We start from the raw sequence: 12,245 nt of genomic DNA, 5'->3' as shown, positions 1-12,245 counted from the left end.
GTCCAACACTATGACCAGCGTCGGTCAGTCGGCTGCGGGCATCATGATTGCCAGCCAGAACAGCGGTATCTCTTCGCTGGTGCAGCAGAGCGTGAACGTGCAATCCAACTTGGCGGTCGGTGCGAGCACCTCTACCGCGGCCACCGCCCGGTAAAGGCAAACGCAACCCGGAACCGCGCAGCGCGTGCCGTATCTACGGACAGCGCGCGCTGCGCTGTGCCGGTTGTCCCCAACCTTGTTCAAAGGTGCTTCACGCGCCTTACCCCATTACGAACAGGCAGGTTTTATCTGCGCACAGAATCCCCACTGACAGTCCCCCTGGCACCCATCAAGTCGGATTCACCATGGCAGTTCTTGCCCGTTGTAGGCGTGAAAGCCGCCGGTTTGTTCCAGCCCCAGCCCGTCCAACACACGCAACAAGTCCGCTGCCGCATCGTCTGCGGCCCTCCCAATCTTTGCCCCGTTGAATGGCGCCGACAGCGCCGAATTGACCGTGCCCGGATGCAGCGCCGCCAGCACGGCCTGCGGGTGGGTGCGGGCCACTTCAATCGACGCCGTTTTGAGCAGCATGTTGAGTGCGGCCTTGGATGCACGGTAGCTGTACCAGCCGCCCAGGCGGTTGTCGCCAATACTGCCAACCTTGGCCGAGAGCACGGCCAGCAGGCTGCGCCCTTGCCGGGGCAGTAGCGGCGCAAAGTGGGCCAGCACCAGCGCGGGGCCGAAGGTGTTGGTGCAGAAGGTGGCTTCCATCTGCGCATAGTTCAACTGCGCCATGCGCTTCTCGGGCAGGCCTTGGGGTCCATGCAGCATGCCTGCGGCGTGAATGATGCAGTGCCACGGGCCCTGGGCCTTGAGGTGCTGGGCGGCCCGGGCAATGGTGGCTTCATCGTCCAGATCGACCGCTGGGCTGGTGTGGCGGCCCAGGCCCACGGCCAGGGCGCAGCGGGGATCGGCCTGCAAGTGGGTCAGCAAGGCGCCGCCGATGGCGCCGGTGGCGCCAATGACGAGGGCGCGGTAGCCCTGGGGCAATGACTGGAGGGATGGCGTGGACATGGCGGGCTCCGATAGGGGATGTGGGGCCGATGGGTGGGCGGTGATGACAGGGAGATTGGTCTACAGCGTGTCCAGCCGCGTGCGCAGGTGGGTGGCATGTTCGCGCAGCGCATCCAGCGGGGGGCCCTGCATCTTCTGCAGTTGCCGGTAGACCATGCCCAGCCGGAAGTTCTGCCCCAGCGTGGCTTCGTTGCGCGCGAAAAAGTCCCAGTACAGTGCGTTGTAGGGGCAGGCGCCGTCGCCTACTTTCAGCTTCTTGTCGTAGCGGCAGCCCTTGCAATAGTCGCTCATCCGGTCGATGTAGGCGGCGCTGCTGACATAGGGCTTGGTGGCCAGCAGGCCGCCGTCGGCAAACTGGCTCATGCCCAGGGTGTTGGGCACTTCCACCCATTCAAAGGCGTCGATGTAAACACCTAAGTACCAGCGGTGCACGGCGGCGGGGTCGATCCCCGCCAGCAGCGCAAAGTTGCCTATGATCATGAGGCGCTGGATGTGGTGGGCATACGCATCCTGCAGCGACTGGCCCACTGCATGCTGCAGGCAGCGCATGCGGGTGTTGCCCGACCAGAACCACTGCGGCAGCGGTGTGGTGTGCCCCAAGGCGTTGCGCTCAACGTAGCCGGGCATGTGGCCCCAGTAGATGCCGCGCACGTATTCGCGCCAGCCGAGGATCTGGCGGATGAAGCCCTCTACCGCTGCCAATGGCGCAGCGCCTGCGTGGTAAGCGGCCTGGGCCCGTTGCACCACCTCATGCGGGTGCAGCATCTTGGTGTTGAGCGCAAAAGACAGCAGCGAGTGGAACAGCCGCGCGCTGCGCGTGCTCATGGCGTCTTCGTACGCGCCAAAGTGCGACAGCGTGGTGGTGATGAAGTGGCTGAGCCACGCCAGCGCCTCGGCGCGATTAAGCGGCCAGCGCAGCGCGTCGGCATGGGGGTTGCCAAAGCTTTGCACGCCTGCGGCCTCAATGGTGGCCCACAGGGCGCTGTGGTCGTGTGATGGCCTGGCGTCGGGCGGCAGCTCTGGCGTGCCAGGCCAGGGCTTGCGGTTGTCGTGGTCGTAGTTCCACTGGCCGCCTTCGGGCTCGCCCGCCTCGTCCATCAGCACCTGGTGGCGCTGGCGCATGCGACGATAGAAGTGCTCCATGAGCCACTGCTTGCGGCCCTTGAACATCTCGGCCAGCTCGGTGCGGGTGGTGTAGAAATGTTCACTGCTGACGGCCTGCACGTCAAAAGCTTGCAGGGTACCCCAGGTGCGCAACTGCGCGTCCAGCCGCCATTGGTCGGGGTGCTGGTATTGCAGGCGCTCGGCGCCGTAGAGCGCCATCAGGGCGGCCAGGTTGTCGGTGAGCGACTGGCGGTTGCTGGGATCGTCTATGGCCACATAGCGCACGCGGTGCCCGGCCCCGCGCAGGTGACGGGCCAGGTCGCGCATGGAGGCAAAGATGGCAAGTATTTTTTGCGCGTGGTGCAGCACGTAGTCGGTCTCTTGCCGCACTTCCATCAGCACGTAGACCACGCCATCGTCGCGCGTGGCAAACCAGCTGTGCTGGGGGTTGAGCTGATCGCCCAGCAGCAGGCGCAGGGTGTGCGCGCGTGGGGTGTTCATGCCGTGCACCACATCCGGCGGTAAGTACCGTCGGCATCATGGTCGTGCGCCTGCTTGGTGGCATTGAAGCGGCGGCCACCGCGCGGGTCGGTGCCGCGCCCGGCGATGTAAAGCCAGTTGCCCTGGTTGCTGTACACGTCGTAGTCCACCAGCTGCGATTCAAACCACGCGGCGCCCGCGCGCCAGTCGCCGCACAGGTCGTGGATGAGGTAGCTGGCCACCACCTGGCGCAGGCGGTTGCTCAGATACCCGGTGGTGGCCAGCTCGCGCATGGCGGCATCGACCAGCGGTTCGCCCGTGCGGCCCTGGCACCAGCGCTCAAAGCCCTGGTGGTTGTGCGGGGCCTGGGGCAGCTGTGAAAGCCCACGAGCCCCATACAGCGCCGGCCCGTATTGCAGGTGCAGCAGCCGAAAGTAGTCGCGCCACAGCAGCTCGAACCACAGCCAGTAGGTGCCGTCGTTGGCACCGTGCTCGCGTTCAAACGCTTTCAGGCCGGCAAACACCTGCCGGGCCGAGAGCGCGCCGCTAGCCAGCCAGGGCGAGAACTTGCTGGAGTAATGCAACCCCGTAAGTCCATTGCGCGTGGCCTTGTAGCTGTGGGGCAGCTTGCGCGCCAGGTACTGCGCAAGGTGAGCCAGTGCGGCGGTTTCGCCACCGTTGCAGGCGGATGTGCCGTAGGGAAAGGACGAGCGTGGGTCACACCCGGCTGCGCTATTGGGAACAGCGGTATCGGCGCCCTGCCCTGCACACGCAGGCACGGCGCCCGCCGCCAGCATCACATCGGGCGGCACCGTCGGGGGCGGCAACAACGATGTGGGCGGGGGCAAAGGCGCTGTGGGCATGATGCCCGCACGCTCCACCTTCTGACGAAACGTGGTGAACACGCCGGGAAGCTCTGCCGCAGGCCAGGGCATGTCCTCAGGCTGGAGCAGGCTGCTGTGCCACACAGCGCGCACCGGCAGCCCGGCGGCGCGCAGGGCGGCGACTTGGGCCTGCTCAAAGGGGGCGGCAATGTCTTCGCACACCACGGCGCTCGCCCCGACGGCGTGGGCCAATGCGGGCAACACGGTGGCGGGCGGGGCATGGCACACCATGAGTGGATTGCCTTGCCCAGCCATGCGGGTGCCCAGGTCGCGCAGCGCGGCGGCTGCAAAGGCGCGGCGGTGCGTGCCCACGCGGGCAAAGCCCCAGGGCGTGGCTTCGTCTGCCCGGGGCAGGCACACCACGGGCAGCAGGTGGGTGGCGCCGCTGGCCAGCGCTGCAGCCAGCGCGGGCTGGTCGTGCAGGCGCAGGTCGTTGCGAAACCAGAAAATCACCGTGTTCATGCCGCGCCCTCACCGCCCGAGCCACCACTGCGCTTGCGTTCGTTGCGGCAGCGGTCAGAGCAGTACTTCACCTCGTCCCACACCTTCTCCCACTTTTTTCGCCAGGTGAAGGGCAGTCCGCAGTGCAGGCATTTTTTCTGCGGCAGGTCGTGCTTTTTGCGCATGCGCATGGGTCAGAAGTCCAAGGTTTGCTGTTGGGGGTGGGCAGTCGTTTTGGCATTGCGGCGCGGGCCACTGTCGCGGTGCACGCGCGAGCCGTGCTTTTGCACGATGGCGGCTTTGGCCGCACGCACGGGTGTCTGGGCGCGCAGGCCGTGCACGCGGGCCTTGGCTGCGCGGGTGGCTTGCTCCAGGTCTACCAGCGGCTCGGCAATGTCGCGCCCCACGCGCACGCCGCAGTGGTCCTGCACGCCGGGCGGCATGCGCCAGGGCTCCAGCAACCAAGCGTCAGGTACGCGGCGCATTGCGGGAAGCCAGTGGCGAACAAAGTGGCCGTGCGGGTCGTGGTCTTGCGCCTGCTTGATCGGGTTGTAGACGCGGGTGGTGTTGATGCCGGTGGTGCCCGCCTGCATCTGCATCTGGCTCCAGTGGATGCCGGGCTCGTAGTCCAGAAACTGCCGCGCCAGCCACTGGCCCACAGGGCGCCAGTGCAGCCACAGCGGGTACGACGCCACCGACACCAGCATGGCCCGCATGCGAAAGTTGACCCAGCCCGTCTCGCGCAGCATGGCCACGCAGGCATCCACCATGGGCCAGCCGGTGCGCCCTGCCACCAGGGCGGCAAAGTGGGCCTCGTTCCAGTCGCCCTCGCGCAGGCCGTTGTAGCCGCGGTGCAGGTTGTCAAACTCCAGCGCGGGTTCGGATTCGAGTTTCTGGATGAAGTGGCAGTGCCAGTGCATGCGGCTCATAAAGGCCGTGAGACCCTGGCGCTGCCAGCCCGCACCGGGCTCGGCGCTGCCCTGCAGTTGCTGCTGGCGCCGCTGGGTGGCCTGCACCACTTCGCGCATGCCAAGGCAACCCAGGGCAAGGTAGGGCGAAAGGCGCGAGCAGGCCGTGGGCGCCGTGAGGGGCGATGAAATGCCACCCCGGTAACCCCGGCTGCGATCATGCAAAAAGTCTTGCAGCACCTGCCAGCCGCGCAAGCGTCCACCGCGCTGGCGCTGGGGTGGATCGTGAATGTCCAAGCCCGGCCATGCGCCTTCGGGCCAGGGCTCTGTGGGCCAGGGCAAGGCTCGCCCCGCCAGGCTGCCGGGTGCGGGCGCTGGCATCTGAGGCGCGTGCATGAAAGCCTGCCAGCGCTGGTGCCACACATCGCGCGTGGGCAGGCGGCGCACAACGCCGTGCTGGGCCCACTCACGCCAGGCTACGCCCTGATTTGCGCACCAGCGGGCCACGGCCTTGTCGCGCGCATAGGTGTAGCCGTTGCCGGTTTCTTCATGCGAAGTGAGGGTGTGAAACGGGGCCAGCGCGTGCAGGCGGGCCAGCACCTCGGGCACCTCGCCCACGGCCACTTGCAACTCGGCTCCGCAGCGGCGCAGGTCTTGCGCCAGGTCGGCCAGGCTCTCTTGCAAGAACCGATAGTGCTGCAGCGCGGCGTCGGGCTGGGCCCACAGGCTGGGCTCGACCACATACAGGCACAGCACGGGCCCGCGCTGCGCGGCCTGGGCCAGCGGTGCGTGGTCGTGCACCCGCAGGTCGCGCTTGAACCAGACAACGGTGTAGGCCATGGCGCGTGCCTTGTTCAGAGTGTCACGCAGCTTGCACCTGCTGCGCCAGCGCACGGCCGCTGAGCCAGGCGCCTTCAACCTTGCCGCCGTTGAGCCAATCTCCGCACATACCCAGCCGCAGCGATGCGTCCCACCAACTGCCCAGCGCCAGCGGGGGCTCGCTGTCGGCATAGCGCCAGCGATGGGCTGTGGCGGCCAACGGTGCGGGGCCGCCCAATGCGACAAAAGCGGCGATCAATGCAGCGGTGACTGCATCAGCGTCATCTTCCATGTGCGCATCGCTCCACTCGGGGCTGGCGTGCAGCAGCCAGGTCTCGGGGCCAGTGCGACCGGGTTTGCTGCTGTCACGGGCCACCCAGCGCAGCGGGCCGGTGTTGATGAACACGCCCTCCCACGGCATGGCCAAAGGGGCTGCGTAGCGCAGCATCACGGCCCAGCTGCCGCGCATGGGCGCGCTGGCGGCCACCGCTGCACCCGCTGGCGACACAGGCGCCAGCAACGGCGCGGCCTGCGGGGCAGGCACGGCCAGTACTACGGCGCCATACTGCTCGGGGTGCAAGCCCTGCTCTGCGGAGGTGATGGCCCAACCATCCGTATGCCGGCCCAGGCGCTGCACAGTGGTTTGCCATTGGGTGCGTGCCGATGCTCCGGCGCGCTCTCCCAGGTTCTGCACCAGCCAGGCGGCGGGTGATGTCATGCGCGGTGTGCCCACAAAACGCTCCAGCGGCGTGTGCAGCGGGGCAAAGGCGCTGCCGTCAAAGCTGGCCAGGCGGGCATTCCACAAGTCGGCCACGCCGGCCTGCTGCCAGCGCGCCACCTCGGCGCGGAAAGCCGCGTCACGCGCGGTGAAGTACTGCGCGCCATGGTCGCACTGCCACGGGCCGTGGGCGTCTTCGGCGCGCCGTGTGCTCATACGGCCCGATGGGCCCCGGCTTTTGTCGAAAAGATGCACCGTGTGGCCCGCCTGCAGCAGCGCATGTGCGCACGACAAGCCCGAGAGGCCTGCGCCAATGACGGCGACGGGCCGGAGACCAGCGGCACTCATGGCTGCGGATCGGTGCGCCCGTGGGTCACCCAGATCAGTGACTGGGTGTCGATGCCCAAAGCACTGGCGCGTGCAACAAGCCGGGCACGCACGGAGGGCGCAAGCTGCTTGGTGCGCGACAAGATCCAGCAGTAGCTGCGGTCTGGCCCCACCACCAGCGCCCACTGGTAATCCGGATCCAGCGCGGCCACATGGTAGCCACCGTAAAACGGGCCAAAGAACGACACCTTGAGCGAGGCCGTTTGCACATCGCCTGTGAACAGCGCCTTGCCCAGCGCCTGGCGCCAGTCGTTCTTGGCTGTGTCAAAGCCCCGGTTGACCACACGCACACTGCCATCGGCCTGACGCTGGTACGTGGCGCTCACGTCCGTCATGCCGCGTTCAAACGAGTGATCCAGGCGCGCCACCTCGTACCACCGCCCTTCGTAGCGGGCCAGGTCAAACGGAGTGACGGCGGAGATGCCGGAGGGCGGACTGGTGGATGTGCAACCGCTGACGGCCAGCAAAACCGTTGCAGAAAAGATCAGCGCGAGCCGACGAACCAAGGGAGAGGAAAACAGCATGTATTACCAATCAGTCGCAAAACAAACCAAATGGTAGCTCATTTGCAAAAATGGCCGTGATCATCAGCCCCCCTGTAGTAACCCAGCACACCCCCTCGGGGCGTGAAATGCGCCAGCTCGCCGCCCGATGCGCAGTTCTGGGCTGCCCCATGGTTGCGAACTCAGGTGTCCGACAAAAACCCGTCCACCAGCGCAAATTGCTCTGGCACATTCAGGGCGGGCGCATGGCCGCAACCCGGCACCTCGACCACCTGCAGCAGGCCGCGCATGCCGGGGCCCCGGGTGAGCATCTCTGCAGTGGTTTCGGGCAACACCAGATCCGACTGGGCGCCGCGCAGGCACAGCACAGGGATGTCGAGCGCGTCGTAGTGGTCCCAGATCAGGTAATCGTTGGCCTGGTGCGTGAACTGCTGCACCATGGCCGGGTCGTAGTGCGGCGTCACGCGGCCATCGGGCAGGCGGCGGATGGAGGTTTCGGTCAACTGCCGCCACTGGGCATCGCTGAGCCAGCCGTAAGGCTGGTACACCTGCCGAAAAAATGCCTCCAGCTCCATCACCGTGTCAAACGCAGGCGGCTGGCCCGCATAGGCCTTGATGCGCTCCAGCGCGGCATCGGCCAGGCGGGGGGCGTTGTCGTTAAGCAGCAGGCGCATGATGCGGCCCTTGAGCTGCGGCTCGAAAAGCCCCGACGCGCACACCGTGCCAATCGCGCCGCCCATGGAGGTACCAATCCAGTGCGCCATGTCGATACCCAGCTGATCGAACAGGTCGGCGGCAATGCGCGCATAAAACGACAGGCGGTATTCGTCCCTCGGCTCCCGCGCCCACTGGCTCAGGCCCCGGCCAATGGTGTCGGGGCAGATCACGCGATAGCGGCTACTCAAATGCCGCGCCAGCGCGTCCATGTCACGCCCGGTGCGCGCCAGCCCGTGCCAGGCGATCACCACGGGAGCCTCGGGCGCACCCCATTCGGTGCAATGAATTTCGTAACCGGCGCAGCGGATGTAGCGTGAGGAAGGAAGCATGGTGCTCAGCCTTTTGAAACAGAAACGGGGTGGCTGCGTGCCCATGCGGCTGCTTCTAATCAGACGCCAACAGCACCAAGGCCACCTGGGGCCGATCGCGTCAAGGAGCCACCTGCCTCACGCCCAGCTGGTGGGCATTGATCAGGCCTGTGAGCGTGTCGCGTGCAAAGGGCAGCGCGCACGATGCCGTCCAGCCGCGCGCCAGTGCGGGCCCGCAGCATCGCCAACGGCGCCACTTGGACAATGACGTTCTCATCCGCCCGGATGGGCGGTGCAGTCCCCGCACCGGAATCAAGGGCCAAGGCTGCCAAGCAGATGGCGGCACATCGCTTCCATCGTGTTGGCATCGCAGCAGACTCCAGTGCGGGGCGCGTGACACAGGCGCTCAGTTGGGAACATTCAGCGAAGTGCCGGCAAAGCCAATCTGGTTCGCAGCTGCAGGCGCCGCCACAAACGGCGGCACGTTGGCAGCCGTGATGGCCGGGGCAGCACCTGCCACACCGCCGCGCGGCGTGGTGCGCACCACCTGGCTCGCGGGCAAGGCGGCACCCGACTTCAGGTGGGCATACATCGCATCCATCGCCTGGTTGAAGTAGGGGTGCAAGGGCACAAAGCGGGTGTCAAAACCGCCGAACGGCAGAAAGGTGTCGAAATGCTGGCCGTTTGTCACCTCGATATAGCGCAGCTTGCTGGCTGCACCTTCCACCACCTTGTTGTAGGCTGCGTAGGCGCGCGAGTTGTTGTTCACCGGCACCAGGGCATCGCTGCGGCCACTGACGATGATGGTGGGCTTGCCGCGCAGGTTGCCGTTCAGCACCACCTCGGCAATGCCCGCCCGCACCGCGTCGCTCTGCGCCTTGGTGGGTGTGGATGCGGCCGTCAGGCTCGCGCCGCTGACCGGATCGGCGCCCGTGACCAGCGCACGCTGGCACAAGGCGTTGTCCAGGCCAAAGTCCGCCACGCCGGTGGATGGCGACACGGCAAACTGCCACGCCTTCGCCCCGCCCACCGAGTCGTTGTAAACCACCGTCGCAGGTGTGCCGTTGGCGGTGCCATTGGCCGTGGCAAAGCTTTGCGCCAGCGTTGCAGGCGCCACCGCAACTGGCGCGCCTGTGGCGTTCACGGCCGCAAAGCTGGTGTTGCACACATTGGCCTCGACGGGGAATCGTCCATAGCTCACCGGGTACATGGCCGACAGAATAGGCCCGTTGCCCAGGGCATAGTGGGCGTTGTGCATTTGATCGTTATCCGGCGTCCAGCCATAAGCGCGCAATTTGTTCAGCGCATCCAGCGACCGGGCAGCCGTGTCGGCACCACTGACCAGCCCCTTGGCTGCGAGGCCATCGCAGCGTGCCGTGGCCCGCGCCGTCATGCCCACCAGCTGGATGTAGTTGAAGATGGACGTCTCGCTCATGGCCGCGTCCGCAGCCAGCGCAGCGCAGGGCTGGTAGATGTTGCCGTAGGTCGTGTAATCGGCCAGCGTCTTGCCGTAACCGCTGACGGCGCCGCCGCCAAACTGGATGCCATAGCCGCTGGTGGTTGGCATTTCAGTGACGGGCTCGGAGGCCACCACACCATCAATCAGCCCACCGCTGTCTTTTTCGGCCGCACCCAGCGAAGCAGCACCGCCGTTGGATGCAGAGCCGGCAATCACGATGGTGTTTTCCGGCGTGAACGGCACCGGATTGGCGGCCGTCCCATAGCGGTCGTTCAGCACAAACATGGCATAACGCCCGGCCGCCAGCGTGTCGTTGCCCCAGTCTTTTTCGGGGTTCTGCTGCGAGTGCACCTGCTTGATGGCCAGGCGGTTCGGGAACAGCGCGTTGTAGGCGGTACGCGCTGCATCGGTGATGTGAGCGGCAAAGAAATTGAGGGAGCCTGCGGCCGTGCGGGTGGCGCGCGTGCCATCAATTTTGTGCACGGTGTCGTCCATCATGTCGTACAGGCCCACGCCCTTGCCGGCATCGGTCAGGGCCACGGCACAGCCCTTTTTCAGGCCCCACTCGCCGGCCGTGCCGATGGCGCCATAAACCCCGCGCGATCCTGACGAGGCGCCCAGCACCACGCAGGGGTTGGCCTGGTTGAAGCTGTCGGGCACCTGCACCGCAATCACCGTCCGCTTGCGGCCCGAGCCGTCGTCGAGCACCGCCACATATTCGCGTCCTGGAATCAGCCCCTCGCCGGTCGTGACTGCGCCTGCAGCTGTGACATTGGGGCCATACAGGCTGCCGTAGCCCCCATTGACTGAGTAATCCAGAATGCCGCGGTAGTTGGAATACAGCGCATTGCGGCGCAGCTCTGCCGCTGTGGGGTTGGCGGGATCGGCATAGGCCGGCGTGGCGGCGCCCAACCCGGTCTTGCCAATGCCACCGGTCAACAAGTCCTGCGTGGCGGCAGTGTCCCCCTTACCCGCTGTTGTAGCCGGGTAGACCGTGGCGCTCACCGGTGTGATGCCGGCGGGAAGGTCATTGGTCGGGTTGGATGAGCCCCCGCATGCGGCCATCACATCCCCTGCCAACGCAGTCATGGCCACTTTCCGGGCGCGGTTGTCGTGCAGATTCACTTTCATGTTGTCTCCTTTTTCACTGACACAAAACCGCGCTCAGGCTTGGGCGCGCAGAGATCGCAGGCGTCCAACGACGCCGGAGGGAAAGTAATAAACCGAAAGCACAAACAGCACGCCCAGCCACAGCAGCCAGCGGTCTGGCGAGAGCAGCGCCGAAAGCCATGGCAGGCCAGTGGTGGCCTCATGCCCCAGGCGCAACAAATCTTGCAGGTAGCTTTGCGCCACCACAAACAGCACAGCACCAATGGCCGAGCCGTAGATGGTGCCCATGCCGCCAATCACCACGATGAGCAGGCAATCCATCATGATTTCAAAGCTCAGTGAGGTGTCGGGCCCGTTGTAGCGCAGCCATAGCGCCAGCATGGCACCCGCCAGCGTGGCAAACAGTGCCGACAGCACGCTCGATGTGGTGCGGTAGACCACCACGCGATAACCGATGGCCTCGGCGCGGAACTCGTTCTCACGGATGGCCTGCAGCACACGGCCAAACGGCGAGTTCACGATGCGCAGCAGCGCCAGCACCAGCACCACGGCCGTGACGAACAGCAGGTAGTAGGTGATCAGCTTGCCGTCGATGAGCACGCCCAGCACCTCGGTCTCGAAGGGCTCGAAGCTCGGCGAGAGCAGCTCGGGCACCTTGAAGGTCAGGCCGTCCTCGCCGCCGGTGATGTCCGACAGCTGCGAGGCCAGCGTCTGGAACGCCGCCGCCACGGCCAGCGTAATCATGGCAAAAAAGATGGCCCGCACCCGCAGCGAAAACAGCCCCACCGCCAGCGACAGCAACAGCGACAACAGCAGCGCACCGCCAATACCCACGCCCAGCGCAGCCCAGGTGGGCCCCATGCGCGTGGTGGCCACAGCAATGCCGTAGGCACCAATGCCAAAGAACATGGTGTGCGCAAAACTCACGATGCCGGTGTAGCCCAGCAACAGATCGAAGCTGGCCACCAGCACCACGAAGACCAGCACCTTGGCCGCCACATTGAGCGCCTTGACGCCGGGAAACAGAAACGGAGCAAACGCCAGGCCCACAAAAATGGCCACGAGAATGACCGCCAGCACCTTGCTGCGCGGGTAGTCGCCTGAGAGAAGTCGTTGGAACATGGATATCTTTCCGTTATTCATGCTGTTCACGGATCACTGCGCCCGCAACTGGCGTGCACGAAGCCAGCGGCCGCCGTGCAAGGGCCGCCCCGCCGCACTGGCGGCGTCCCCCTGGAGGGGGAAGGCGCGAAGAGACTTGTATCTTCCTTTCGACCATCGCGGTAAAGTTTGACGGCCTTTAAGGCAGCCAGACCGGTCCGTGCAGTTTGGTAGCGACTGGGGTTTTCAAGCC

At 65.9% G+C, this 12,245-nt stretch carries 10 protein-coding genes; all 10 read right to left on the bottom strand.

Going from position 1 to position 12,245, the window contains the following annotated elements; translation table 11 throughout:
- Positions 1-339 precede the first annotated feature (339 nt).
- Entirely contained in the window at positions 340-1,053 is a 714-nt protein-coding gene (locus tag B7Y64_RS18325; RefSeq protein ID WP_291325875.1) for an SDR family NAD(P)-dependent oxidoreductase, read from the bottom strand.
- A 60-nt stretch (positions 1,054-1,113) separates the two neighbouring features.
- A complete protein-coding gene (locus tag B7Y64_RS18320) occupies positions 1,114-2,658 on the bottom strand; it encodes a cryptochrome/photolyase family protein (RefSeq protein WP_291325873.1) in 1,545 nt (514 codons plus the stop codon).
- Positions 2,655-3,983, bottom strand: coding sequence for a DASH family cryptochrome (locus tag B7Y64_RS18315; protein ID WP_291325871.1), 1,329 nt, complete (start codon positions 3,981-3,983; stop codon positions 2,655-2,657). The genes B7Y64_RS18320 and B7Y64_RS18315 overlap by 4 nt, the downstream gene beginning before the upstream one ends.
- Positions 3,980-4,153 carry a DUF2256 domain-containing protein gene (locus B7Y64_RS18310; RefSeq protein ID WP_291325869.1) on the bottom strand — a complete coding sequence of 58 codons (174 nt, stop codon included), beginning with the start codon at positions 4,151-4,153 and terminating at the stop codon, positions 3,980-3,982. Before B7Y64_RS18310 ends, B7Y64_RS18315 begins: the two co-directional genes overlap by 4 nt.
- A 3-nt stretch (positions 4,154-4,156) precedes the next feature.
- Complete coding sequence (locus B7Y64_RS18305) at positions 4,157-5,710, bottom strand: FAD-binding domain-containing protein (RefSeq protein WP_291325867.1); 1,554 nt, start codon at positions 5,708-5,710, stop codon at positions 4,157-4,159.
- A 22-nt stretch (positions 5,711-5,732) separates the two neighbouring features.
- Positions 5,733-6,755, bottom strand: coding sequence for an NAD(P)-binding protein (locus B7Y64_RS18300; RefSeq protein ID WP_291325865.1), 1,023 nt, complete (start codon positions 6,753-6,755; stop codon positions 5,733-5,735).
- Complete coding sequence (locus tag B7Y64_RS18295; protein ID WP_111866812.1) at positions 6,752-7,318, bottom strand: lipocalin family protein; 567 nt, start codon at positions 7,316-7,318, stop codon at positions 6,752-6,754. Before B7Y64_RS18295 ends, B7Y64_RS18300 begins: the two co-directional genes overlap by 4 nt.
- A 161-nt stretch (positions 7,319-7,479) precedes the next feature.
- Positions 7,480-8,343, bottom strand: coding sequence for an alpha/beta hydrolase (locus B7Y64_RS18290; RefSeq protein ID WP_291325863.1), 864 nt, complete (start codon positions 8,341-8,343; stop codon positions 7,480-7,482).
- 385 nt (positions 8,344-8,728) lie between these two features.
- Positions 8,729-10,912, bottom strand: a complete 2,184-nt coding sequence (locus B7Y64_RS18285; protein WP_291325861.1) for a 3-hydroxybutyrate oligomer hydrolase family protein — start codon at positions 10,910-10,912, stop codon at positions 8,729-8,731.
- 33 nt (positions 10,913-10,945) lie between these two features.
- Positions 10,946-12,013 carry a branched-chain amino acid ABC transporter permease gene (locus tag B7Y64_RS18280; protein WP_291325859.1) on the bottom strand — a complete coding sequence of 356 codons (1,068 nt, stop codon included), beginning with the start codon at positions 12,011-12,013 and terminating at the stop codon, positions 10,946-10,948.
- Positions 12,014-12,245 lie beyond the last annotated feature (232 nt).

This window comes from Acidovorax sp. 35-64-16 (genome assembly GCF_002281195.1).
In the GTDB taxonomy this organism is placed as follows: domain Bacteria; phylum Pseudomonadota; class Gammaproteobacteria; order Burkholderiales; family Burkholderiaceae_C; genus Acidovorax; species Acidovorax defluvii.
Note: the sequence above shows the minus strand (reverse complement) of the source record. Positions and strands in the feature narration are given on the sequence as shown.